19 protein-coding genes and 1 pseudogene are annotated in these 24987 nt (G+C 67.8%); 13 read left to right on the forward strand and 7 right to left on the reverse strand.

Annotated features, from left to right (window positions below; translation table 11 throughout):
• Together HPA01S_RS00890 and HPA01S_RS22925 are read right to left on the reverse strand one after the other, a co-directional pair.
• Positions 1 to 1545, reverse strand: a complete 1545-nt coding sequence (locus tag HPA01S_RS00890) for a collagen-like triple helix repeat-containing protein (protein WP_084360372.1) — start codon at positions 1543 to 1545, stop codon at positions 1 to 3.
• A 23-nt stretch (positions 1546 to 1568) separates the two neighbouring features.
• Positions 1569 to 1829: a hypothetical protein gene (locus tag HPA01S_RS22925; protein WP_157084851.1), complete on the reverse strand. Its 261-nt coding sequence runs from the start codon at positions 1827 to 1829 to the stop codon at positions 1569 to 1571.
• Between the two features lie 172 nt (positions 1830 to 2001).
• Between HPA01S_RS22925 and def the strand changes: the two genes are divergently transcribed.
• The 4 genes from def to HPA01S_RS00910 all read left to right on the forward strand — a co-directional run bounded on the left by def (position 2002) and on the right by HPA01S_RS00910 (position 8384).
• Positions 2002 to 2541, forward strand: a complete 540-nt coding sequence (gene def, locus HPA01S_RS00895; RefSeq protein ID WP_066265462.1) for a peptide deformylase — start codon at positions 2002 to 2004, stop codon at positions 2539 to 2541.
• A gap of 131 nt (positions 2542 to 2672) precedes the next feature.
• A complete protein-coding gene (locus HPA01S_RS00900) occupies positions 2673 to 4103 on the forward strand; it encodes an efflux transporter outer membrane subunit (protein ID WP_066265465.1) in 1431 nt (476 codons plus the stop codon).
• Positions 4100 to 5221, forward strand: coding sequence for an efflux RND transporter periplasmic adaptor subunit (locus HPA01S_RS00905; RefSeq protein WP_066265468.1), 1122 nt, complete (start codon positions 4100 to 4102; stop codon positions 5219 to 5221). Before HPA01S_RS00900 ends, HPA01S_RS00905 begins: the two co-directional genes overlap by 4 nt.
• Before the next feature lie 10 nt (positions 5222 to 5231).
• Positions 5232 to 8384 (forward strand): efflux RND transporter permease subunit, encoded by a 3153-nt coding sequence (locus tag HPA01S_RS00910; RefSeq protein ID WP_066265470.1) that lies wholly within the window; start codon positions 5232 to 5234, stop codon positions 8382 to 8384.
• Between the two features lie 128 nt (positions 8385 to 8512).
• Here the strand turns inward: HPA01S_RS00910 and HPA01S_RS00915 are convergent, their stop codons facing one another.
• From HPA01S_RS00915 to map, 3 genes are all read right to left on the reverse strand, one after another.
• Positions 8513 to 9421, reverse strand: coding sequence for a hypothetical protein (locus HPA01S_RS00915; protein WP_066265471.1), 909 nt, complete (start codon positions 9419 to 9421; stop codon positions 8513 to 8515).
• A 185-nt stretch (positions 9422 to 9606) separates the two neighbouring features.
• On the reverse strand, positions 9607 to 12279 hold the full coding sequence (locus tag HPA01S_RS00920) for a [protein-PII] uridylyltransferase (RefSeq protein WP_066266164.1): 2673 nt from the start codon (positions 12277 to 12279) through the stop codon (positions 9607 to 9609).
• A gap of 13 nt (positions 12280 to 12292) precedes the next feature.
• Entirely contained in the window at positions 12293 to 13120 is an 828-nt protein-coding gene (map, locus tag HPA01S_RS00925; protein ID WP_066265472.1) for a type I methionyl aminopeptidase, read from the reverse strand.
• Positions 13121 to 13247: 127 nt separating this feature from the next.
• Between map and purL the strand changes: the two genes are divergently transcribed.
• From purL to HPA01S_RS00950, 7 genes and pseudogenes are all read left to right on the forward strand, one after another.
• On the forward strand, positions 13248 to 17258 hold the full coding sequence (purL, locus tag HPA01S_RS00930) for a phosphoribosylformylglycinamidine synthase (RefSeq protein ID WP_066265473.1): 4011 nt from the start codon (positions 13248 to 13250) through the stop codon (positions 17256 to 17258).
• A gap of 5 nt (positions 17259 to 17263) precedes the next feature.
• Positions 17264 to 17536 carry a DUF2164 domain-containing protein gene (locus HPA01S_RS00935; RefSeq protein WP_066266166.1) on the forward strand — a complete coding sequence of 91 codons (273 nt, stop codon included), beginning with the start codon at positions 17264 to 17266 and terminating at the stop codon, positions 17534 to 17536.
• 3 nt (positions 17537 to 17539) lie between these two features.
• A complete protein-coding gene (locus HPA01S_RS00940) occupies positions 17540 to 18379 on the forward strand; it encodes a phytanoyl-CoA dioxygenase family protein (protein WP_066265476.1) in 840 nt (279 codons plus the stop codon).
• A gap of 12 nt (positions 18380 to 18391) precedes the next feature.
• Positions 18392 to 19326: pseudogene (locus HPA01S_RS00945) on the forward strand (DUF808 domain-containing protein).
• 108 nt (positions 19327 to 19434) lie between these two features.
• Positions 19435 to 19677 (forward strand): hypothetical protein, encoded by a 243-nt coding sequence (locus HPA01S_RS22930; protein ID WP_157084852.1) that lies wholly within the window; start codon positions 19435 to 19437, stop codon positions 19675 to 19677.
• Positions 19678 to 19725: 48 nt separating this feature from the next.
• Positions 19726 to 19869, forward strand: coding sequence for a hypothetical protein (locus HPA01S_RS22935; protein WP_157084853.1), 144 nt, complete (start codon positions 19726 to 19728; stop codon positions 19867 to 19869).
• A gap of 47 nt (positions 19870 to 19916) precedes the next feature.
• Positions 19917 to 20471 (forward strand): hemerythrin domain-containing protein, encoded by a 555-nt coding sequence (locus HPA01S_RS00950; protein WP_066265478.1) that lies wholly within the window; start codon positions 19917 to 19919, stop codon positions 20469 to 20471.
• A 10-nt stretch (positions 20472 to 20481) separates the two neighbouring features.
• Here HPA01S_RS00950 and HPA01S_RS00955 read toward each other — a convergent pair whose 3' ends face one another.
• Positions 20482 to 22455 carry a peptidase U32 family protein gene (locus HPA01S_RS00955; RefSeq protein WP_066265482.1) on the reverse strand — a complete coding sequence of 658 codons (1974 nt, stop codon included), beginning with the start codon at positions 22453 to 22455 and terminating at the stop codon, positions 20482 to 20484.
• A 69-nt stretch (positions 22456 to 22524) separates the two neighbouring features.
• Between HPA01S_RS00955 and HPA01S_RS00960 the strand changes: the two genes are divergently transcribed.
• Together HPA01S_RS00960 and HPA01S_RS00965 are read left to right on the forward strand one after the other, a co-directional pair.
• The gene (locus tag HPA01S_RS00960; protein ID WP_066265485.1) at positions 22525 to 23277 is read left to right on the forward strand and encodes an alpha/beta fold hydrolase; all 753 of its coding nucleotides are present in this window, start codon (positions 22525 to 22527) and stop codon (positions 23275 to 23277) included.
• Complete coding sequence (locus HPA01S_RS00965) at positions 23274 to 24029, forward strand: heparan-alpha-glucosaminide N-acetyltransferase (RefSeq protein WP_066265487.1); 756 nt, start codon at positions 23274 to 23276, stop codon at positions 24027 to 24029. Before HPA01S_RS00960 ends, HPA01S_RS00965 begins: the two co-directional genes overlap by 4 nt.
• A 77-nt stretch (positions 24030 to 24106) precedes the next feature.
• Here the strand turns inward: HPA01S_RS00965 and HPA01S_RS00970 are convergent, their stop codons facing one another.
• Positions 24107 to 24886 carry a foldase protein PrsA gene (locus tag HPA01S_RS00970; RefSeq protein WP_066265491.1) on the reverse strand — a complete coding sequence of 260 codons (780 nt, stop codon included), beginning with the start codon at positions 24884 to 24886 and terminating at the stop codon, positions 24107 to 24109.
• Positions 24887 to 24987 lie beyond the last annotated feature (101 nt).

Genomic DNA, 24987 nt, shown 5'->3' on the forward strand with positions numbered 1-24987 from the left:
TCAGGGGCGCGACGCGCCGTTCACACCAACGCCGGCACCCACGCCAACGCCGATGCCAAGGCCGCCCGTGAGGCCACCCAAGGTGTTGCTCAGCGTATTGGTCACCGGGGCCAGGGCACCGGCACCGGCCGGCGCAGAGCCACCGGTGAGGGCGCCGACCGTGTTGAGCACCGGGGTGAGCACGGGCGCCAGCACAGCACCCGCACCTGCGCCCGGCGTGCCACCACCGGCGTTGCCGAGGCCACTGACCGCGCCCACCACCGGAGCCAGCACGCCCGTGGCACCGGCGCCGCCGCCGAGGCCACCGTTGGTGAGGCCGCCTACCAGGCCGGTGACCGGGGCCAGCACGCCGCCGGCACCCGTGCCGCTGCCGCCGCTGTTGCTGCCACCCAGTGCCGTGCCCAGGTTGGTGACGACACCGCCAACCAGGTTGGTGGTGTCGCCCACCACGTTGCCCAGGGGCTGTGGCGCACCGCCGGAGAGGCCGGCGCCGACTTGCTGCACGCCCGTGCCGGTGTTCACCAGCAGGTTGCCCAGTGGTGTGCCGACGCCGGTGGCCTGGTTGACCGGGTTTGCCACCAGGGCCGTGGCCGTGGTGATCGGCACGATCAGGCTGTTGACGGTGCCCGTGATCTGCTGCACCGGGCTGCCGCTGGCAGGTGCGCTCACCAGATTGCCCGTGTGCCCGAGGGTGTTGGCGGTGTTGCCGAGAATCTGGCCGACGCCCTGGGCACCCGGCGCGTTGCTGGCCGTCACGCGTTCACCGGCCTGGCCCAGTGTCTGCGCCACCGGTGCGAGCACGCGCCCCACCGGCGCACCCAGGCCGGTGACCGAGCCCACGGTTTGTGTGGTGCCGACCACGCCACCCTGCACCGTGTCCACCACCTTGCTGGCCGCACCCAGCAGCTGGCCGGTGGGGCCGGTGCCGATCTGGCCTTCCAGGGTTTCGCCGACACGGCTGACGCCGCTGCCCACGCGGTCCACCAGCGCACCGGCCACGTCCGTCACCGGGCGCAGGGCCGCGGTGGCGGGGTTGTGGCCGAGGCCGCTGACCACGCCACCCACGCTCGACACCGTGTTGCCCAGGCTGTCCACCGCGCCACCCAGTTGCGCGGCGCTGACGCCCAGCGGGTTGTCCACATTGCCCATCTGGCCCAAGCCGTTGGCCAGTGCGCTGCCGACGGCGCCGACCACACCACCGGCGTTGTCAACCACGCCACCCAGGGCCTGTGCCGACTGGCTGCCCACCAGCGGGGTGGTGGCGCTCGTCACGGTGCCATTGAGGGAAGACACCGTCTGGCCCACGGCGGTGACGCTGTTGGCCTGTTCTCGCACCACGGCGATCAGTGGCGTACTGTTGTCTGCGGGCGGGTCGTTGACGCTGCCGACGCCGGTGGGCACATCGCCACCCCCGCCGCCGCCACCCGCCCCGCTGCTCAACGAGCCCGAGCCCGAGCAGCCACCCAATGTCAGCAAGGCCATTGTCAGTACCGTCAAACCGGCCCGCTTGGAGCCGTGTGAATGTTTCGTGCTTGTCCGGTTCATGAATAGCCTCCTGTGGAAATGGATCAATAGCAATCAAAAGTACCCCGGGTCATGCCGGGGGTTACATCAACCGACCCATTGATTGACCATGAAATGAAATCAATCGATTGAATGGGTTGACGTGCTCCCGTTGCACAAAGAATCAATTTGATAGCAATAAATCCCTTGCACATCAACAGTTTAGGCCTGTTTTCCGTGAATTTTTGCAAAGCCGGAATCACTGAGATGGCAATGTGTGCGGGTTCTGTTTGCAGCCGTTTGGCGAAGGGAATATCCGATTTCAATAGGAAAATGCAGTCTTTCGCATCACGCGGGTGGCGCCAATGGTTGACGCAATTGGTATGGCCTATGCAGGCCAATGCACACCATTTTGGGATAGGCGAAAACCCTATTTGTGATTTTTTTCACGGGCGCGCGCATGGCAAACTCGGCGCCCGCACCGCAATACCCAAGCCCATGAGCATCCAGACCATCCTCAAGATGGGCGACCCGCGCCTGCTGCGCCACGCCCAGCCCGTCACCGCCTTCGACACACCCGAGCTGCACCAGCTGGTGCTGGACCTGCAGGACACCATGACAGCGGCCAACGGCGCCGGCCTGGCGGCGCCGCAGATCGGGGTGGATCTGCAGGTGGTGCTGTTCGGCAGCGGCCTGCCCAACCCGCGTTACCCCGAGGCCCCGCCGGTGCCGCGCACCGTGTTGATCAACCCCGTCATCACCCCGTTGGGCGACGAGGAGGAAGAGGACTGGGAGGGCTGCCTCTCGGTGCCCGGCATGCGCGGTGTCGTGCCGCGCTGGCGGCGCATCCGCTACACCGGCTTTGACGCGGCGGGGCACGCCATTGACCGTGAGGCCGAGGGTTTTCATGCGCGCGTGGTGCAGCACGAATGCGACCACCTGTGGGGCACGCTGTACCCGATGCGCGTGCGCGACTTCCGCCGTTTCGGTTTCACTGAAGTCTTGTTCCCGGGCCTGGCCGCGGCCGAAGACGACTGAGTTGCGGCTCTTTGGCGGGCCGGGTCCATGCCGTTACAAACCGCCGTTCAGGCGAAACGTTTTGACATATTCGGACACTGAGATCGTCTAGAGTCGGTGCCCTTACAGACATCGAGCGGGGGAGCCCTTTCATGAAGCGAATGCTTGCCGTGACGGTCAGCGCGCTGGTCCTGAGTGCGTGCAGTGTGAACAAACCACCTGCCGAGATCGCGGTGGAACTGCCCGCCCAGTGGTACGCACCACCCATGGCACACCAGGGCAGCACCGAAGCCCTCACCACCTGGTGGAGCCGGTTCGACGACCCGGTATTGACCAACTGGATTTCACGCGCCCAGGCGCAGAGCCCCAGCGTGGCCCAGGCACGGGCCCAGGTGTTTGCCGCCCGTGCCGCCCGGCTCGGTGCGGACACGCAGTACGGCCCGCAGGTCAACGCCGTGGCCAATGCCAGCCGGGGCCGCACCGACCCCAACATGCCGCTGGGTACCACCCTGAGCGCCGGCTTGCAGGCCTCGTGGGCGGTCGCGCTCTGGGGTGAGGCCGCCGCGTCGCGCAACGCCGCACAGGCGCAGCAGGAAGCGGCCGCCGCCGGTTGGCACGACGCCCGTGTGCTGGTGGCGTCCGAACTGGCGCAGCTGTATTTCGCCCGGCGCCTGTGTGCCGAGCAACTGGCGGTGGCGGGGCGCGACCGCGATTCGCGCGCCATCACCGCCGAGAACAACGCGGTGTCCGAACGCGCCGGCCTCACCGCACCCGCGGTGGCCGCGCTGGCCCGCGCCAGCGGCGCCGAAAGCGCGGCGCGTTACCGGCAGCAGGAAGAAGCCTGCGAGCGGCAGGTGAAATCACTCACCGCGCTCACCGGCGTGCCGGAGCCCGAACTGCGCCAGCAGCTCGCCAGTGCACCGGCCTGGCCGGCGCTGCTGCAGTCCGGCCGGCTCGACGCCATGTTGTCGGTGAACGTGGTGCCGGCCGAGGTGATCCGCCAGCGGCCCGACGTGTACCGCACCCAGCGCGAACTGGTGGCGGCAAGTGACGACGTGGGCGTGGCGCGCGCTGCCTTGCTGCCCGGCCTGTCGCTCTCTGGCAGTGTGCTGCGCAACCGATTTTCCGGCGGCGGCAGGGAAGGCACGTTCAACACCTGGTCGGCAGGGCCTCTGTCATTGAGCCTGCCGCTGCTGGGCCGGGGTGCCCTGCACGCGAACACCGACAGCGCGCTGGCGCGCTACGACGCGGCCGCCGTGGCCTACGCGGCCACGCTGCGCCAGGCGGTGTCCGAGGTCGAGCAGTCGCTGGTCACGCTGTCGAGCCTGCGCGAACGCGTGAGTGCCACCGAGACCGCCGTGGCCGGTTACGCCCAGTCGTTGCAGGGCACCGAGGCGCGTTACCGCGTCGGCCTGGCCAGCCTGAACGAGCTGGAAGAGGCGCGCCGCCTCAAGCTCAACGCCGACAGCAGCGCCGTGGCCTTGCAGCAGGAACGCATCAACGCCTGGATCCAGCTCTACGTCGCCCTCGGCGGCGGTTTCGATCCCCTGAACCCTCCCAACGCTCTCAAGAATCCATCATGAACGACGCACCCGCCCAACCGCGCAAACGCCGTCTCTGGCTGGTCATCGGCATCGCGCTGGTGCTGGTCCTGCTGCTTGTCTTCTGGCTGGTGCTGCGCCCGCCGGCAGACATCAAAGACGATGCCGCTGAGGCCGCGCCCCGGCCCGCGCTCACCGTCACCGTGGCCAAGCCGGTGCGCAGTGCGCTGCCGATCCGCCTGCAGGCCAATGGCAACATCACCGCTTGGCAGGAGGCCAGCGTGGGCGCGGAAGTCAATGGCCTGCGGATGGCGTCGGTGAACGTGAACGTGGGCGACGTGGTGCGCAAGGGCCAGGTGCTGGCGGTGTTTGCCAGCGAGACCACCAAGGCCGACAGCCTGCAGAGCCGGGCCAGCCTGGCGCAGGCCGAAGCGAGCTTTGAAAATGCCAAGGCCGATGCCGACCGCGCGCGCTCCATCCAGGACAGCGGCGCGCTGTCGAAGTCGCAGGTGGCGCAGTACCTCACGCAGGAGCGGGTGGCCAAGGCGCAGTTCGAGGCCGCCAAAGCCGCGTTCGGCGCGACCGAGGTGCGCCTGGGCAACACCCGCGTGCTGGCACCGGACGACGGTGTGATCTCCGCGCGCGAAGCCACCGTGGGCGCGGTGGTGGGTGCCGGGCAGGAGCTGTTCCGCATGGTGCGCCAGAGCCGCCTGGAATGGCGCGGCGAGGTCACGCCCAACGAGGTTGGGCGGGTGCGCATCGGCCAGTCGGTGGAAGTCACGGCGGCCAGTGGCCTGCAGGTGGCGGGCAAGGTGCGCGCGATTGCGCCTGGTGCCGATCCGCAGACGCGCAACATCCTGGTGTTCGTGGACCTGCCGCGCAACCCCGAGCTGAAGGCCGGCACCTTTGCGCGGGGCTTCTTCGATCTCGGCCAGAGCGACGCGCTCACCGTGCCAAGCCAGTCCATCGTGGTGCGCGACGGCAGCAACTACGTGTTCATCGTCGACGATCAGAACAAGGTCAGCCAGCGCAAGGTGCAGACCGGGCGCCGGGTGGACGAGCGCGTCGAGCTGTTGGAAGGCCTGAAGCCCGAGGAGGCGGTGGCGGTGCAGGGCGCCGGGTTCCTTAACGAGGGTGACCTCGTCAAGGTCGTTGAGTGAGGGCGGCCAGATGAACGTTTCCGCCTGGTCCATCAAGAACCCGATTCCGGCGGCGATGCTGTTCGTCATGCTCACGCTCGCCGGCCTGTTCTCCTTCAAGCAGATGAAGGTGCAGAACTTCCCCGACCTCGACCTGCCCACCATCACCGTGGTGGCGGTCCTGCCGGGCGCCTCGCCCAACCAGCTCGAGAACGATGTCGCCCGCATCATCGAGAACAGCCTGGCTTCGCTGCAGGGCCTGAAGCACATCTACACCAAGGTGCAGGACGGCACGGTGTCGCTGACGGTTGAGTTCCGCATCGAGAAGAACACGCAGGAGGCGCTGGACGACGTGCGCTCGGCGGTGGCCAAGGTGCGCAGCGCGCTGCCCACCGACCTGCGCGATCCGATCGTCAACAAGGTGGAGCTGGCCGGTGGTGCCGTGCTGGCCTACACCGTGTCGTCCGACAAGATGGACGCCGAGGCCCTGTCCTGGTTCGTCGACAACGACGTGTCCAAACAATTGCTGTCGGTGAACGGCGTGGGCGCGGTCAGCCGGGTGGGGGGCTCGAACCGCGAGGTGCAGGTGCAACTCGACCCGCTCAAGCTGCAGGCCCTGGGCACCACCGCCACCGACGTCTCGCGCCAGCTCGCGCGGGTGCAGATCGAAAGCGCGGGCGGCCGGGTAGACCTCGGTGGCAGCCAACAACCGCTGCGCACGTTGTCTCAGCTGGCCTCGGCCGAGGCGCTGTCAAAGATGGAGATTGCGCTCTCCGATGGCCGCCATGTGCGGCTGGAGCAAATCGCCGAAGTGCGCGACACGGTGGCCGAACCCACTGCCGCCGCGTTCCTGGACGGCCAGCCGGTGGTGGGCTTCGAGGTGGCGCGCAGCCGCGGCGCGAGTGAAATCGAAGTGGGTGATGGCGTGCGCGCGCGCCTCAAGGAGCTGCAGGCGGAACGGCCCGACCTGCACATCACCGAATCCTTCGACTTCGTGACGCCGGTGAAGGAAGAGTTCGACGCCTCCATGACGCTGCTCTACGAAGGCGCCTTGCTCGCGGTGCTGGTGGTCTGGCTGTTCCTGCGCGACATCCGCGCCACCTTCGTGTCCGCCGTGGCGCTGCCGCTGTCGGCCATTCCGGCCTTCATCGGCATGTACTACATGGGCTTCACCATCAACGTGGTGACGCTGCTGGCGCTCTCGCTGGTGATCGGCATCCTGGTGGACGACGCCATCGTCGAGGTGGAAAACATCGTGCGCCACATGCGCATGGGCAAGTCGCCGTACCAGGCGGCGATGGAAGCGGCCGACGAGATTGGCCTGGCGGTGATCGCCACCACCTTCACGCTGATCGCGGTGTTCCTGCCCACGGCCTTCATGGCCGGCATTCCAGGCAAGTTCTTCAAGCAGTTCGGCTGGACGGCCGCGCTCGCCGTGTTCGCCTCGCTGGTGGTGGCGCGCGCGCTCACGCCCATGATGGCGGCCTACATCCTCAAGCCCTTCATCCAGAAGGACATGCCGCGCTGGGCCGCCTCCAACCCCGTCACACGCGGTTTCTGGCGCTGGTCGCACAACCAGGAAGAACCGGCCTGGCTGAACCGTTACCAGGACTGGGCGCGCTGGTGCATCCGCCACCGCTGGGTCACCAGCCTCGGCGCCGGTCTGTTCTTCTTTGGTTCGCTGATGCTGATTCCGCTGCTGCCGCAGGGCTTCATTCCAGCGGACGACAACTCGCAGACCCAGGTGTTCCTGGAACTCTCGCCCGGCGCCACGCTGGAGCAGACGGTGGCCACGGCCGAGCGCGCGCGCCTGCTGGTGGCGGCAGTGCCGCACGTCAAGTCGGTCTACACCACCATCGGCTCAGGCACGGCTGGCTCCGACCCGTTCGCACCGGAGGGCGCGGCGGAGTCGCGCAAGGCGGCGCTGACGATCCAGCTCGCGCCGCGTGGCGAGCGCCCACGCAAGCAGGGCATCGAGAACCATATCCGCGAGGCCATGTCGAACCTGCCGGGTGTGCGCAGCAAGGTGGGCCTGGGTGGTTCGGGTGAGAAGTACATCCTGACGCTGACCGGCGCCGACCCCCACGCGCTGAGCACCGCGGCGCGCGCCATCGAGCGCGACCTGCGCACGATCCACGGCGTCGGCAGCGTGCAGTCCACCGCCGCGCTGGTGCGCACCGAGATCATCGTCACGCCCAACCTGGCGCGTGCCGCCGAACTCGGGGTCACCAGTTCCGCGATTGCCGAAACGCTGCGCATCGCCACCGTGGGCGACTACGACAACGCCTTGCCCAAGATGAACCTGCCGGAGCGGCAGATCCCCATCGTGGTCAAGCTCGCCGAGGGCGCGCGCCACGACCTGGACGTGCTGGGCCGGCTGGCGGTGCCCGGCAGCCGTGGCCCGGTGATGCTCGGCCAGGTGGCCGACCTGAGCTTTGGCGGCGGCCCGGCGGTGATCGACCGCTACGACCGCGCACGCAACATCAACTTCGAGGTCGAACTCGCCGGCATCGCGCTGGGCGACATGAAGCTGGCGGTGGAGAAGCTGCCGAGCCTGCGCAACCTGCCAACCGGGGTCTCGGTGCTGGAGATCGGTGACGCGGAAGTGCAGGGCGAACTGTTTGCCAGTTTCGGCCTGGCCATGCTCACGGGTGTGCTGTGCATCTACATCGTGCTGGTGCTGCTGTTCAAGGCCTTCCTGCATCCGGTGACCATCCTGGCCGCCTTGCCGCTGTCGCTGGGTGGCGCTTTCGTGGCGCTGCTGCTCACCGGCAAGAGTTTCTCCATGCCTTCGCTGATCGGCCTGATCATGCTGATGGGTGTGGCGACGAAGAACTCGATCCTGCTGGTGGAGTACGCCATCGAAGCGCGCCGGGTGCACGGCCTGTCGCGGCTGGACGCCATCCTCGACGCCTGCCACAAGCGCGCACGCCCGATCGTGATGACCACCATCGCCATGGGCGCCGGCATGATGCCCATTGCCATCGGCTGGGGCGCAGCCGACGGCAGCTTCCGCTCACCGATGGCGGTGGCGGTGATCGGCGGCCTGATCACCTCGACCTTCCTGAGCCTGCTGGTGATTCCGGCGGTGTTCACCATCGTGGACGATGTGTCGATCTGGTTCTCGGGTCTGTTCCGCCGCAAGGTGGCTCACACGGAGCCAGCGGAAACGGTTCGGGCTTGAGGACGGCTGCGGCCATTGCAGCCGCACTCCAATAGCCAGTAGCCAGCGGTGCAACGGCACCGCTGGCGTCTCCGGCGCCGCCCTGGCGCCGGGACTGTCAGGTCGGGCCTGACATCACGCGGCTCGTTTCAACGCGCGTCGCGCTTGGCCTGCGTGGCGCGGGTGCGCGAGCGTGCCGACGCGTGGATCTTCTTGTTCACCGGTTTCGCTTTCAGGGGGTTCAAGCGCTCGGTGCGTGGCGTGGTGTCGGTCGACGCCGCCTCCAGTGCCGCGTTGGCTGCGGCCTCGCCGGCCTTCGATTTGGCACTGGGCTTCTTCTTGGCCTTGGCCTTGGCCGGCGGTGGTGTTTCGGCGACAGCCTTGCGCACCGCCTTGACGATGTTCTGCAAGCGCTTGATGCCGGCCGCCACTTTGGCCTCGGCCGATGTGGAGGCTGCTTTCTTCGCCGGTGCCTTTTTGGCCGCCACCTTCTTGACCGCCGCGCGAACGGCCGGGGCCTTCTCGCTGCTGCGGGCCTTCACCACGGCTTCACCGGCGGTCTGCACCTCGCGGGTCTGGCGAGCCCTCTTGCGGGGTGTGCTGGCCGAGGCGCCGCGCATGGGCAGGTCCACGCCTGCTGGCGACTTGGTGGTCTTGCGCCGGGTCGTGCCCGATGCGGCGGTTTTCTTGGCCGCGGCGGCAGGTGCCTGGGCGCTGCGTTTGCGGGCCGGCGACGCGGCGCTTTCCTGCTGACGTTGCAGCTTGGCCTGCTGGGCTTCAAAGCGCTTGAGCACCTCGTCCATGATGTCGGCCTTGGTCTGGGTGCGTGTGTTCTCTCCACCCATGGGCTTGCGGCCCTTGGCATCGCCGGCGCGTGTCTGCACGGTCTGGCGTTGGTACACGTCGCGGTACTTGTCACGCAGCGCGCGTGACCGCTGGATCTTGCCGGCCAGTCGCGCCAGCGTGAACTCTTTCACCGCGCCCGCGCGGCTGGTCTGGAACAGCTCGAGCTCGGGCTTGGTGAGCAGCGGTTGAACCTGTCGAAGTGTGTAGCTCATCGGATCTCCTGTCGTAGTCAAAGGGCAGGTGCCGGGCAGTGCCGGCCAAACGAGCCCCGATCCTAGTCAGGAAGTGCGCGACGCGCTGTCGGACAAACCCCCGAAAGCAGCCTGCTTGTGCGCACATCGCGTGCGCCACGTGCATCGCGTGAAGCGGGCCCGGCGAGGTTGCGCGGACCCTGGCTTCAGCCTTCGAGCGTTTCGAGCAGCTCGGTCTCGATCTCGATCTGGCGCTTGTTCACCTGCAGCTGCGGGCCGCTGATGAGGAAGGTGTCTTCCACGCGCTCGCCCAGCGTGGTCACCTTGGCCAGTTGCACGTTGATGTCGTAACGCGCCAGCACCCGCGTGATGCCGTAGAGCAGGCCGGCGCGGTCGCTGGCCGACACCGACAGCAGCCAGCGCTGCGCCTTCTCGTCGGGCCGCAGGTCCACACGTGGTGTGACCGGGAAACTCTTGACGCGGCGCGACAGCCGGCCCTTGACCGGTTCGGGCAGGGCGCCGCGTTCGTCGATGGTGCGCGCGAGCTTGTTTTCCACCATGGCGATCAGCTCGCGGTAGTGGTCCGACATGGTGGGCGCGACCACCTGGAAGGTGTCGAGCGCGTGGCCGGTCAAGGTGGTGTGCACGCGCGCGTCGAGGATGCTGAAGTGCGAGCTGTCGAAGTAACCGCAGATGCGCACGAACAGGTCGGGCTGGTCGGGTGCGTACACCAGCACCTGCAGGCCTTCGGCCTCGGGCGAGATGCGGGCGCGCACGATGCATTTGTCGAGGGCCGGCACGGCACCGTCGATGGCCTTGGGGGCTGCCTTGGCCGCGGCCTGCGCGATTTCGCGCGAGAGCACGCGCGTGTGCCAGGCGATCTCGTCGGGCTCGTGGCGCATGAAGTAACTCACGTCCAGCGTGTCCCACAGCACCTTGTGCGCCTGGTGGGGCAGGGCGTGCAGGGCCAGCATCGACAGGGCCTCGCGCTTGCGCGCTTCGATCACCGCGCCGGGGTCGGGGGCGCGGCCGCCGAGTGCGCGCAGCGTGTAGCGGTACAGGTCTTCCAGCAACTTGCCCTTCCAGGCGTTCCACACTTTCGGGCTGGTGCCGCGGATGTCGGCCACGGTGAGCAGGTAGAGCGCGGTGAGGTAACGCTCGTTGCCCACGCGTTTGGCGAAAGCGTCGATCACGTCCGGGTCGCTCAGGTCTTCCTTCTGCGCCATGCGGCTCATGGTCAGGTGTTCGGCCACCAGGAACTGGATCAGCCGGGTGTCTTCACGCGCAATGCCGTGCTGGTGGCAGAAGGTGCGCACGTCGCGCGCGCCGAGGTCGGAGTGGTCGCCGCCTCGGCCCTTGGCGATGTCGTGGAACAGGGCTGCGATGTAGAGGATCCAGGGCTTGTCCCAGCCGGCGGCGAGCTGCGAACAGAACGGGTACTCGTGCGAGTGCTCGGCGATGAAGAAGCGGCGCATGTTGCGCAGCACCATCAGGATGTGCTGGTCCACTGTGTAGACGTGGAACAGGTCGTGCTGCATCTGCCCGACGATGTTGCGGAACACCCAGAGGTAGCGCCCCAGCACCGAGGTCTGGTTCATCAGCCGCATGGCGTGCGTGATGCCTTCGGGCGCCTGCAGCATCTGCAGGAACTGCGCACGGTTGACCGGGTCGGCGCGAAAGCGCGCGTTCATCACCGGCCGGGCGTTGTAGAGCGCACGCAGCGTGCGCGCCGACAGGCCCTTGATGCCGGTGGTGGTCTGGTAAAGGTGGAAGGTCTCCAGGATGGCGTGCGGCTGCTGGAAGTACAGGTTGTCGCTCGCCACCTCCAGCATGCCGCCCTTGTCGAAGAAACGTTCGTTGAGCGGGCGCAGCCGGTCCACGCCGGCCTCGTCGCTCTGCAGGCGTTCGTGGATGTTGAGCAGCAGGATCTGGTTGAGCTGGGTCACGGCCTTGGCGGCCCAGTAATAGCGCTTCATCAGCGCTTCGCTGGCGCGGCGTGTGCCCTTGGCGCCACCGCCAACCGGCGGCTGCGCCTTGAAGCCGAAGGACTCGGCCACGGCGGTCTGCAGGTCGAACACCAGGCGGTCTTCGCGCCGGTGGGCCAACAGGTGCAGGCGGGCGCGGATCAGGCTCAGCAGGGCCTCGTTGGCCTTGATCTGGCGCGCCTCCAGCGGCGTGGCCAGGCCCTTGCGGGCCAGCTCGTCCCAGCTGCGGCCCAGGCCGGCGGCCTTGGCCACCCACAGGATGATCTGCAGGTCGCGCAGCCCGCCGGGCGATTCCTTGCAGTTGGGTTCGAGCGAGTAGGGCGTGTTCTCGAACTTGGTGTGGCGCTGGCGCATCTCCAGCGTCTTGGCGACGAAGAAGGCCTTGGGGTCCATCGCCTCGCTGAGCTGGCTGACCAGGTTGGCAAAGGCCTTCTTGCTGCCGGCGATGAGGCGGCATTCGAGCAGCGAGGTCTGCACCGTGACGTCTTTCGCCGCCTCGTCCACGCAGTCGGTGATGGTGCGCACGCTGGAGCCGATCTCCAGGCCCACGTCCCAGCAGGCGCCGATGAAGCCTTCGAGCCGGGCCTTGAGCGCGGCATCGTCGTCGGGCCGGCTGCCGTCGGGCAGCAGCACCAGCACGTCAACGTCGGAATAGGGAAAGAGTTCACCGCGGCCGTAACCACCCACCGCCGCCAGCGAACATTCGCCACCAAAACCGGCGTTGGCCCAGAGTGCACGCAGGGTCTGGTCGGTCAGGCGCGAGAGCTGCTGCAGCGCCTTGCGCACGCCGCGCGTGGACGAACCCTGCACGCCAAGCTCTTCGAGCAGGCGGGCCTTGTGTTCGCGGTACTGGGTCCTCAGGCTGCCGAGGTCTTGCCCGGCGGCCAATGGCACGGGCGTGGTCACCTCAGGCCAACGCGGGCGCGGACGCGGTCACGAAGGCCGGTGCCGGCAGGCTGCCCGCCGACAGCGTGAGCACTTCGTAGCCTGTGTCGGTCACCAGCACCGTGTGCTCCCATTGCGCCGACAGGGAGCGGTCGCGCGTGACGATGGTCCAGCCGTCGCCCATCTCCTTGATGTCGCGCTTGCCGGCGTTGATCATGGGTTCGATGGTGAAGGTCATGCCGGGCTTGAGTTCTTCCAGCGTGCCCGGGCGGCCGTAGTGCAGCACCTGCGGGTCTTCGTGGAAACGCTGGCCGATGCCGTGGCCGCAGAACTCGCGCACCACCGAGAAACCATTGCCTTCGGCAAAGGTCTGGATCGCGTGGCCGATGTCACCCAGGCGGATGCCGGGGCGCACCATCACGATGCCTTTCCACATGGCTTCGTAGGTGACCTGCGTCAGCCGGCGCGCCTGCACCGAGCAGGCGGCTTCGCCACCGATCAGGAACATGCGGCTGTTGTCGCCGAACCAGCCGTCCTTGATCACCGTCACGTCCACGTTGAGGATGTCGCCCTTCTTGAGCGGTTTCTCGTTCGGGATGCCGTGGCAGACCACGTGGTTGATGGAGGTGCAGAGGTGGCCGGGGTAGGGCGGGTAACCGCTGGGCTGGTAGCCGATGGTGGCCGAGACCGTGCCCTGTTGTTTCATGTACTCGGCCGCGAGGCGGTCGATCTCCAGCGTGGTCACGCCCGGCTGGATCAATGGGGTGAGGTAGTCCAGCACTTCGGACGCAAGGCGGCACGCCGTGCGCATGCCCGCGATGCCGGCCTCGTCTTTGTAGGTGATGCTCATGGGGCGCAATTATCCCACCACGCCCCACCGGGGTGGCACCGCCTGCGGCCAATGCCATGGGGGCGGCCGGGTAAAATCCACGCTTTTCCACCCGGGCTTCCGGGTCAACGCACCTCAGGCTCCCAACGTGTCCCTGCACCTGCGCTTTTTTGAAGGCGGCAACGCCGTCAGCGACTTCAAAGTCCAGCAGCTCCTGCCCCGTCTCGCGGGCATTTCCGACAAGATCACCGGCCTCTCGGCCCGCTTCGTGCACCTCGCCGGCTTCGATGGCGAACCCGACGCGGCCACCGTGCAGCGCGTGGGTGAACTTCTGACTTACGGTGAACCCGCCAGCGCGGCCCATCTCAAACTGGATGAAGCCGGTGCGCCGGCCCTGCTGGTGATGCCGCGCCTGGGCACGGTCTCGCCCTGGGCCTCCAAGGCCACCGACATCGCCCACAACTGCGGCCTGGCCCTGCACCGGGTCGAGCGCCTGGTCGAGTTCCGCCTCGGCCTCAAGACGGGCCTGCTGGGCAAGAAGGCCAGCCTGTCCGAAGAGCAGTTGCGCGCCGTGGCCGAGCTGCTGCACGACCGCATGACGGAAAACGTCAGCCTCGACCGCAGCCAGGCACAGGCCCTGTTCACCGAACTGCACCCGGCTCCGATGGAGCAGGTTGACGTGCTGGGCGGCGGGCGCGCGGCGCTGGAGCAGGCCAACACCGCCTGGGGCCTGGCGCTGGCCGACGACGAAATCGACTACCTGGTGACCGCCTTCAACGGCCTGCAGCGCAACCCGACCGACGTCGAGCTGATGATGTTCGCGCAGGCCAACAGCGAACACTGCCGCCACAAGATATTCAACGCGCAGTTCACCATCGACGGCGTGGCGCAGGACAAAAGCCTGTTCGGCATGATCCGCCACACCCATCAGCAGGCCCCGCAACACACCGTGGTGGCCTACTCGGACAACGCCTCCATCATGGAAGGCAGCGTGGTGCAGCGCTTCGTGGCGCGCGCCGGTGGCGAAACCTCGCCGGCCTACAGCAGCGAAACCGCCACCCACCACGTGTTGATGAAGGTGGAAACGCACAACCACCCGACCGCCATCTCGCCGTTCCCCGGTGCCTCCACCGGTGCCGGTGGCGAAATCCGCGACGAGGGCGCCACCGGCCGCGGCTCCAAGCCCAAGGCGGGCCTCACCGGCTTCACCGTCGGCAAACTCTGGGGCGGCCTGAGCGACCAGCCGGGCGGCAAGCCCGAACACATCGCCAGCCCGCTGCAGATCATGACCGAGGGCCCGCTCGGTGGTGCGGCCTTCAACAACGAGTTCGGCCGGCCCAACCTGCTGGGTTACTTCCGCGAATACGAACTGGCGGTGGACGGCGTGCAACGCGGTTACCACAAGCCCATCATGATCGCCGGCGGTGTCGGCGTGATCGACGCCACGCAGACCCAGAAGATCCTGTTCCCGGCCGGCTCGTTGCTGATCCAGCTCGGTGGCCCGGGCATGAAGATCGGCATGGGCGGCAGCGCCGCCAGCTCGATGGCGACAGGCACCAACGCCGCCTCGCTCGACTTCGACTCCGTGCAGCGTGGCAACCCCGAGATCGAACGCCGCGCGCAAGAGGTCATCAACCACTGCTGGCAGCAGGGCGAGAACAACCCCATCCTGGCGATCCACGATGTGGGTGCCGGGGGCCTCTCGAACGCCTTCCCCGAACTCACCAACGACGCCGGCCGTGGCGCCCGTTTTGACCTGCGCGCCGTGCCGCTGGAAGAAAGCGGCCTGGCCCCGAAGGAAATCTGGTGCAACGAAAGCCAGGAGCGTTACGTGCTGGCCATCGCGCCCGAATCGCTGGCCACCTTCAAGGCCTTCTGCGAGCGCGAGCGTTGCCCGTTTGCGGTGATCGGTGTGGCCACTGAAGAACGCCAGCTGGTGCTGGCCGACGAGGGGGCGCAGAGCCCGGTCGACATGCCGATGAACGTGCTGCTGGGCAAACCGCCCAAGATGCACCGCGACGTGAAGACCGTGGCGCGCACCCCCGCCGCGCTGGAACTCACTGGCGTGAACCTGCAACAGGCCGTGATCGACGTGCTGAGCCACCCGACCGTGGCCTCCAAACGTTTCCTCATCACCATCGGTGACCGCACCGTGGGCGGCCTGTCGCACCGCGACCAGATGGTGGGCCCCTGGCAGGTGCCGGTGGCCGATTGCGCCGTGACCCTGGCCGATTTCCAGGGCTTCGCGGGCGAGGCCATGAGCATGGGCGAGCGCACGCCGCTGGCCGCGCTCGACGCCGCCGCCTCCGGCCGCATGGCGGTGGCCGAGGCCATCACCAACCTGCTGGCCGCGCCGATCGAACTGCCACGCGTCAAGCTCTCCGCCAACTGGATGGCCGCTTGCGGCGAACCCGGCGAAGACGCCGCGCTGTACGACACGGTGAAGGCCGTGGGCATGGAGCTCTGCCCGGCGCTGGGCATTTCCATCCCCGTCGGCAAGGACAGCCTGTCCATGCGCACGCAGTGGAAAGAAGGCGGCGAGACGAAGAAGGTGACCTCGCCGGTCAGCCTGATCGTGAGCGCCTTCGCCACGTTGTCCGACGTGCGCGGCACGCTCACGCCGCAACTCAACCACACGCTGGACGACACCACGCTGGTGCTGATCGACCTCGGCAAGGGCCGACACCGCATGGGCGGCAGCGTGCTGGCGCAGGTGCTGGGGCAGGGCGGTGGTGAAGCGCCCGATCTCGACGCCGCGCAAGACCTCATCAGCCTGGTGAACGCCGTCAACGCACTGCGCGCGCAGGGCCAGATCCTGGCCTACCACGACCGCAGCGACGGTGGCCTGCTGGCCGCCGCCGCCGAAATGGCCTTTGCAGGCCAGGTCGGAGTGGCGCTCAACGTCGATCTGCTGGTCACCGAAGGCGACGGCATCAGCGACAGCCGCATGGAAATGGGCGACGCCAAGAATTGGGCCAACCAGGTCAGCGCGCGGCGCGAAGAGCTCACGCTCAAGGCGCTGTTCAGCGAAGAGCTGGGCGTGCTGCTGCAGGTGCGCACCGAAGACCGCAACGCGGTGATGCAGACCCTGCGCGAGCATGGCTTGAGCAAACACAGCCACTTCGTCGGCAAGACCCGCCCGGCCAGCTCCGTGATGGACGCGGGCAAGGGCCAGCTGCAGGTCTGGCGCGACACCAAGGCGGTGTTCTCGGCCAGCCTGTTCGACCTGCAGCAGGTCTGGGACAGCGTGAGCTGGAAGATCAACCAGCAGCGCGACAACCCCGCTTGCGCCGACGCCGAGCACTCGGCCGCCGGCCAGCCAGGCGATGCCGGCCTGCACACGCAGCTGAGCTTCGACGCCAACGACAACGTGGCCGCGCCGTTCCTGAACCTGGCACGCCCCAAGGTCGCGATCCTGCGCGAGCAGGGCGTGAACTCGCACGTGGAGATGGCCTACGCCTTCACCCAGGCCGGCTTCGAAGCCTTCGACGTGCACATGACCGACCTGCAAAGCGGCCGCGCCAAGCTGGCCGACTTCAAGGGCGTGGTGGCCTGCGGTGGTTTCAGCTACGGCGACACGCTGGGAGCCGGCATCGGCTGGGCGCGCAGCGTCACCTTCAACCCGGCACTGTCGGCGCAGTTCCAGAGCTTCTTCGCACGCCAGGACACCTTTGGCCTGGGCGTGTGCAACGGCTGCCAGATGTTTGCCGAACTGGCCGACATCATTCCCGGTGCCGAAGCCTGGCCGCGTTTCACCACCAACCAGAGCGAGCGTTTCGAGGCCCGCCTGTCCATGGTGGAGGTGCTCGAATCGCCCAGCCTGTTCCTGCAGGGCATGGCCGGCAGTCGCCTGCCGATTGCGGTGGCGCACGGCGAGGGTTACGCCAACTTCCACCACCGGGGCGATGCGGCCAGGGCGATTGCCGCCATGCGCTTCACCGACCACAGCGGTGCCGCCACCGAGGCCTACCCGTTCAACCCGAACGGCAGCCCGGGTGGCCTCACGGCCGTGACCACGGCCGACGGCCGTTTCACGGCCATGATGCCGCACCCCGAGCGCGTGTTCCGCAACATCCAGATGAGCTGGACCGACCAGAATCCGTCCGAGTACAGCGCCTGGATGCGCATCTGGCGCAACGCGCGCAAGTGGGTGGGCTGAGCAGCATGGCCATCGAGCTGCCCAAAGGCACGCGGGACGAGGCCATCGCCTCGATCCAGCGTTACTTCGAGGCGAACATGGACGAGCGCATTGGCAATATCGCCGCCGGCGGCCTGCTGGGCTTCTTCCTGGAAGAGATCGCGCCCGTGGTCTACAACCAGGCGGTGGCCGACGTGCAGGAGCGCCTGCAGGCCCGCGTGTCGGAACTCGACATCGAGGTGCACGAAGACACCTTCACCTACTGGCGCAAGCGGGAGAAACCCGCCAAGGGGAGATAAGGCATGGCTCGCGAATTCGATCTGCCGGCAGGCACCGCAACCGATTTCGCGAACAATGGAGCCGTGGTGCTGCGGGGCGTTTTGAATGCGGCCGATCTGGCCCTGCTGGAACGCGGCATTGAACACAACCTCGCGCACCTGAGCCCACTCGCCCTGGTGGCCAGCGAGCCGGACGACCCGGGCCGCTTCGTCGAAGACTTCTGCACCTGGCAGGACAACCCGGCCTACCGGGAAGTGCTGTGCGACTCGGCCTTGCCCCACATCGCCACGCAGCTCATGGGCAGCCGCACCGCGCGGCTCTACCACGACCACCTGCTGGTGAAGGAGCCGGGCACGCGCCAGCCCACGCCCTGGCACCAGGACCAGCCCTACTACAACGTGAGCGGACGCCAGAACGTGAGCTTCTGGATTCCGGTGGACCCGGTGCCGCTGGCCAGCACGCTGCGTTTCGTGGCCGGTTCACACGCCGGCACCTGGTTCATGCCACGCACCTTCCGCGACCAGCAGGCGAAATGGTTTCCCGAAGGCACGCTGGCCGAGCTGCCCGCCATCGACGCCGAACCCGCGCGTTTCCGCCAACTGGCCTGGGCGCTGGAGCCGGGCGACTGCGTGGCCTTCCACATGCTCAGCCTGCACGCCTCCAGCGGCGTCGGCCCGGGGCAGCGGCGGCGTGTGTTCTCGGCCCGCTACCTGGGCGAAGACGCGCGCCACGCACCGCGCCGCTGGCGCACCTCGCCGCCGTTTGCCGGACTGAGCGAGCGCCTGGCCGACGGCGCCGAACTCGACGATCCCCTGTTCCCCCACGTCTGGCCGCCGGCCCACCACACCGTTTCTTCACGCTGAAAGAACACCACCATGGCCGGAGCCAGTCTGCTGACATTGCTCGACGACATCGCCACCATCCTCGACGATGTGGCGCTCATGACCAAGGTGGCAGCGAAAAAAACCGCTGGCGTGCTCGGTGACGACCTCGCGCTCAACGCCCAGCAGGTCACCGGCGTGCGCGCCGAGCGTGAGCTGCCCGTGGTCTGGGCGGTGGCCAAGGGCTCGTTCACGAACAAGGCCATCCTGGTGCCGGCGGCGCTGCTCATCAGCGCCTTCATTCCCTGGGCCATCACGCCGCTGCTCATGCTCGGCGGCCTGTTCCTCTGCTTCGAGGGGGCCGAGAAGCTGTGGCACCACTTCGGCCCGCACAAGGCGGAAGACCAGGCGCAGAAGGCGCAGGTCAAAGCGCAACGCGTGGCCGCAGTGGCCGACGAGCAGGTGGATCTGGTGGTGTTCGAGAAAGAGAAGATCAAGGGCGCGGTGCGCACCGATTTCATCCTCTCGGCCGAAATCATCGTCATCACGCTGGGCACCGTGGCCGCAGCCAGCATGGGCCAGCGCGTGGCCGTGCTGGCCAGCATCGCGGTGATCATGACCATCGGCGTGTACGGCCTGGTGGCCGGCATCGTCAAACTGGACGACCTGGGCCTCTGGCTCAACCAGCAGGCGGCGGCCTGGAAGCAGGCCGTGGGCCGCGGCATCCTGGCGGCCGCGCCCTGGCTCATGAAAACCCTGTCGGTGGTCGGCACCGTCGCCATGTTTCTGGTGGGGGCGGCATCCTGCTGCACGGCATTCCGGCGCTGGGCCATGGCATCGAGGCTTTCGCCGCCACGCTGGGCTGGCTCGGCTCGGTGGCCTCCAGCCTGGCCGGCGCGGTGGCCGGCCTGCTCGCCGGGGCTGCCGTGCTGCTGGTGGTGAGCCTGTTCCAGCGCGTGCGCGGTGGCGGCGGCGCGGCGTCTGCCTGAGGGCCTTCGCATCCCCCTGCGGTCCCCTTTGAGGGATGGCGCCACACCCGGAGCGAGCCGTAGGCTGACCCAGCCACCCCCGGGTGGCACGAAGGGGGGCAGGGTCGCATGGATGGCATCTTCATCAGCGACCGGCGTGACGACTCGGCAGGTTATGCCGGGCTCCTGCCGCGTGCTCATGGTCATCATCGGAGACGAGTGGCTGAGCACCAGCGACGGCGCCGGCTCGACGACCCGCACGACTTCCTCCGCATCGACACCGTGACCGCGCCGCACCAGCCGACCGGCGGATACGCCGGTGGCGGCAGCGCGCCCGTCCAGCGAAGCCACGCGCACCGAGCCGGGCAGTGAGCGGAGCAGCGTGCCACCGGCGGGCCGACGCAGGCCAGCACCGAGCCGGTGCGCATCCAGTACCTGATCTGGTACGCGCCAGACGCCAAGCGCTACGTGAAGATGCAGCGCCGCGTGCTCAGTGCCTCGGGCGCCGAGAGCGAGCGCGACGTGTTCGAGCTGGTGGCGCACCGCCGAAAAACGCGGGCTTGACGTGCATCAAGGGCACCGGGCCATGCCCTGCCTAGACTGGCCGCACCATGAACACCACAAGCCTTTCCAACCCCACCGCACTCGTGGACGCTGCACCGCTGGACGGTTTTGCCGACTGCCACGTCGGCATCATGAAACGCCTCAACGTGCTGGACCAGCTGCCGGAGCTGCTGGAGCCGGCCGCCCGCGCCCGCCGCATCGCCACCGACTCGCTGGCCTTCTTCAGCGAGGCCATCTTCGCGCACCACCTCGACGAGGAGAAAGAGCTGTTTCCTGCCGTGCTGGCCAGCGCGCAGCCGGGCGAAGAGCGCATGCGCGTGCAGGCCATGGTGGAGCGCCTGACCCGCGAGCACCGCATTCTTGAAGGCCTGTGGAAGGTGCTGGAGAAAGACCTCAAGCGCGTGGCGCGTGGGCAAGATGCCGACCTCGACGTGGAAGAAGTGCGCGCCCTGGTGGCGGCCTACGCCAGCCACGCCACCTATGAAGAGGTGGATTTCCTGCCGCTGAGCGAAACCATCCTCGGGCGCAACGGCAACCACATGGCCGCGCTCGGCCTGTCGCTGCACCTGCGCCACGCGCCGCAGATCGCGGCGCACGTCTGACGGGAGCGCGTCAGCTGGCGGTGGCGGGGCTCGGCCGCGTGCGGTAGAACTTCAGCGGGCTGGCCGGCACCGCCTGCATCACGGTGGGCTTGATGCGGCCGACCACGTGCATCTCGCAGGGCTTGCAGTCAAAACGCAGCGTGAGCTTTTCGTTGCCGTGCGTGATGCTCATGGGTTCGGCGCGGATGGTGCCCTGAACCCCGGTGACGCCCTTGGCCTGCTTGGGGCAGAGGCTGAGCGAGAAACGCACGCAGTGCTTGGTGATCATCAGGCTCACTTCGCCTTCTTCCTCGTGGCTCTCGTAGGCCGAGGCGATCACCTTCACGCCGTGTTTCGCATAGAAGTCGCGCGCCTTGTGGTTGAACACGTTGGCCAGGTAGGTGAGCGTGTCTTCCGGGTAGGCCACCGGCGGGTCCACCGGCACGGCGCGCGGCAGGCGCTGCCAGGCCGATGCGCGCGCGGCTTCGAGCGCAGCGATGGCGTCGCGCCGCAACGGGTTGAGCAGTGAGGCCGGCACGAACCAGGGCTGCGAGAGCTGCAGCGACACGTCGATGGGCTCGAACACCGTCTCGCCCAGGCGCGACAGTGCTTCGCGCAGCCGCGCCTCGGCCTGCGCCGGGTCCTTCGCCGGCTCCAGTGCGCAGGGCAGGGTGGCGGCGGCGCAGTGGCCGTCTTCGTCGGTCGCGGTGAGCGTCAGGCCCTCGGCGGTGTCTTCGAGCCGCAGCCAGGCGCCGATGCGCCGGTCGGCCGACTTTTTCTCCAGCGAGCGCACCCAGTCCATGTCGCGGTTGCGGTTGACCACCGTGCCGGCCTTGAGGTGGCGCAGGCCGGCGAGTTCGTCCTTGGGGAACACGCGCCACTGACCGGCGCGGCCCGCCGGTTCGGCGCGGTTGATCTGCAGGCCAACGAGTTCCTTGTGCAGGTCGAGGTAACAGAGGCCGTCGCCGTTGTGGATCACGGTCGCGCGGTCGTCGGTTTCCAGTTCGACGAAGTTCGGTCCGACCTTGGTCACCCAGCCGATCGGGCGGCCCGGGTTCTTCGGTGTGTCGAAGGCGCCGATGTCTTCCTTTCGGCCCTGCACGAAATAGTCGGTGAACTCGCGGTTGAAGTTCTGGTCCGGGTCGGGCGAAAAACCGAACGTGCAGCGCCCGCTGGAGGCACGGGCCAGCTCGGGCCGCTCGTCCAGGATCTCGTCGAACAGGCGGCGGTAATGCGCCGTGATGTTCTTGACGTAGCCCATGTCCTTGTAGCGGCCTTCGATCTTGAAGCTGCGCGCGCCGGCGTCGATGAGCTCGCGCAGGTTGTCGCTCTGGTTGTTGTCCTTCATCGACAGCACGTGCTTGTCGTGCGCGACGATGCGGCCCTGGCTGTCCTTCACCTCGTAGGGCAGGCGGCAGGCCTGCGAGCAGTCGCCCCGGTTCGCGCTGCGGCCGGTCTGCGCATGGCTCACGTAACACTGGCCGCTGTAGGCCACGCACAGGGCACCGTGGATGAAGAACTCGATCAGGCAGCGGTCGGCGTCCAGCGTGTCGCGGATGGCGGCGATCTGCGGCAGCGTGAGCTCGCGCGCCAGCACCAGCTTGGACAGGCCGGCATCCTGCAGGAAGCGGGCTTTCTCGGGCGTGCGGATGTCGGTCTGCGTGCTGGCGTGCAGCTGGATCGGCGGCAGGCCGGCCTCCAGCAGGCCCATGTCCTGGATGATCAGCGCGTCCACGCCGGCGTCGTACAGCTGCCAGGCCAGCTTGCGCGCGGGCTCGAGCTCGTCGTCGCGCAGGATGGTGTTCATGGTCGTGTAGATGCGGCTGCCGAAGCGGTGCGCGTGCTTCACCAGGCGGGCGATGTCCTGCACCCGGTTGTCTGCGCTGGTGCGCGCGCCGAACGACGGGCCGCCGATGTAGACCGCGTCGGCGCCGTGGTTCACCGCCTCGATGCCGATCTCGGCGTCGCGGGCGGGGGAGAGCAATTCAATCTGGTGGGGCAGCATGGCGTGGGCGGTCGGTGAGGGTGCAGAATCGGGCCGGAAAGCAACCCGACATTGTCCCGGAGAACGCCCATGCGCCCAAGCCCCGACACCGCAAAACCCGCCATCGTGCTTGTGCACGGCGCCTGGCACGGCGCCTGGTGCTGGCGCCGTGTGCTGCCACTGCTGCGCAACGAAGGGGTGGAGGTCCACGCCGTCACGCTCACCGGCGTGGGCGAGCGCGCCCACCTGCTGTCGCATGACATCGACCTGCAGACCCACATCCAGGACGTGCTGGGCCTGATCAAGGCCGAGGAGCTGCAGCGTGTGCTGCTGGTCGGCCACAGCTACGCGGGCATGGTGGTCACTGGCGCGGCCGACCGCCTGCAGCAGGCACACCCGGGCACCCTCGCCGGCCTGGTTTACCTCGACGCGGTGGTGCCGCAACCGGGCGAGAGCTGGAGCAGCCCGCACACGGAAGAAACGCGCCAGGGCCGCATCGACGCGGCGCGGGCCAGCGCCGGCCTGAGTTTTCCGCCGCCCGACGCCAAGGTGTTCGGGCTGGAGGGTGCCGACCGCGACTGGGTCAACCGCCGCCAGACGCCGCAGCCCTTCAAGGTCTACCAGCAGCCGCTGCAGTTCGATGCCGCGCGCGTGGCCGCCGTGCCGCGCAGCTTCATCGACTGCACCTCGCCCGCGCTGGCCACCATCGCCGCCTCGCGCACGCGCGTGCGCAGCGAGCCGGGCTGGCGCGTGCTGGAGCTGGCCACCGGCCACGACCCGATGGTGAGCGAACCCCAGGCCCTGGCGAAGCTGCTGCTGGACCTGCAGCGCGCGCCGGCATGAAGGCGGTGGCCGCCCCCCAACGGCTGGACCGCATCGACCTGCTGCGCGCGGTGGCCATGTTGTGGATGACCGCCTTCCACCTGTGTTTTGACCTCGACTTCTTCGGCTTCATCAACCAGGACTTCTACCGCGACCCACTCTGGACAGGGCAGCGCACCGCCATCGTGAGCCTGTTCCTCTTCACCGCCGGGCTGTCGCAGGCGGTGGCGGTGCACCAGGGACAGAGCTGGGCGCGCTTCTGGAAACGCTGGTGCCAGGTAGCCGCTGCGGCGCTGCTGGTGACGGCTGGCTCGGTTGTCATGTTTCCCCACAGCTTCATCTACTTCGGGGTGCTGCACGGCATCGCGGTGATGCTGATCCTGGTGCGCCTCACGGCCGGCTGGGGTGTTGCCCTGTGGTGGCTGGGTGCCGCGGCCATCGCGCTGAAGTTCGCCGCGCCCTTGGCCATTGCGGCCTGGCCGGTGCTGGAGGTGTTGAACACGCCCGTGCTCAACTGGCTGGGCCTGATCAGCGTGAAGCCGATCACCGAAGACTATGTGCCGCTGCTGCCCTGGCTGGGGGTGATGTGGTGGGGCATGGCCGCCGGGCAATGGGCGCTGCGCCACCGGCCCCGCTGGCTGGGCACCGCCGACGCGCCGGCCCGCGGCCTGCGGCGTGGGCTGGTGACGCTGGGGCGTTGGAGCTTGTTGTATTACCTGCTGCACCAGCCGGTGCTGATCGGCCTGGTGGGGCTGGCTGCCATGCTGCGCTGAGCCGCAACCGCTCGACAGACAGACGAAAAAAAGCGCGGTCGGGCCGCGCTTTTTTGTGGGCGAACAAGCCGGGTGGCTTATTGCACCTTGGCCTTGTCGCGCAGTTGCTGCTGGTATTCCTGCATCTTCTGCTGTTGCATCTGTTGCGCGATCTGCGGCTGGATGTCTTCGAACTTGGGCAGCTCGGCGGTGCGCACGTCATCGACGCGGATCACGTGCCAGCCGAACTGGCTCTTCACCGGTTCTTGGGTCAGCTGGCCTTTTTCCAGCTTGACCATGGCGGCGGAGAACTCCGGCACGTAGCTGCCAGCGGCGGCCCAGTCGAGGTCACCACCGTTGGCGCCGGAGCCCGGGTCCTTCGATTGTTTCTTGGCGATCTCGTCGAACTTGCCACCCTTCTTGAGGCTGGCGATGATGGCCTTGGCTTCATCTTCCGATTCCACCAGGATGTGGCGCGCACGGTATTCCTTGCCACCGTTGGCCGCCACGAACTTGTCGTACTCGGCGCGGATGTCGGCTTCGGTCACCGGGTTCTTTTTCTGCTGGTCGGCGAACAGGGCGCGGATCATGATGGTCTGGCGCGCCAGCTCCATCTGCTGCTTGTATTCCTCGGTGGCGCCGATGCCGCGCTTTTGCGCTTCCTGCATGAAGATCTCGCGCAGGATGGCTTCTTCCTTGAGTTGTGCACGCACGGCTTCGTCAACCGGGCGGCCGGTGGCAGCGATCTGCTGTTCCAGCGCGGCAACGCGCGAGGCCGGCACGGGCTTGCCGTTCACGATGGCCACGTTCTGGGCCATGGCCCAGGGAGCGGTGGTGATGAGCACTGCCGCAGTGAGGGCCGTCAGGGAAAATTTCATGTTGATCCTCGGATGGAAAAAAATTTGGAGCCGCCGCCAGGGGCAGGGTTTCCTTGAACAGGTATCAGAACGTAGGCCGGGCGTCGGGACAAGGGCGGTTG

The sequence above is a fragment of the Hydrogenophaga palleronii NBRC 102513 genome, from assembly GCF_001571225.1.
Taxonomy (GTDB): domain Bacteria; phylum Pseudomonadota; class Gammaproteobacteria; order Burkholderiales; family Burkholderiaceae_C; genus Hydrogenophaga; species Hydrogenophaga palleronii.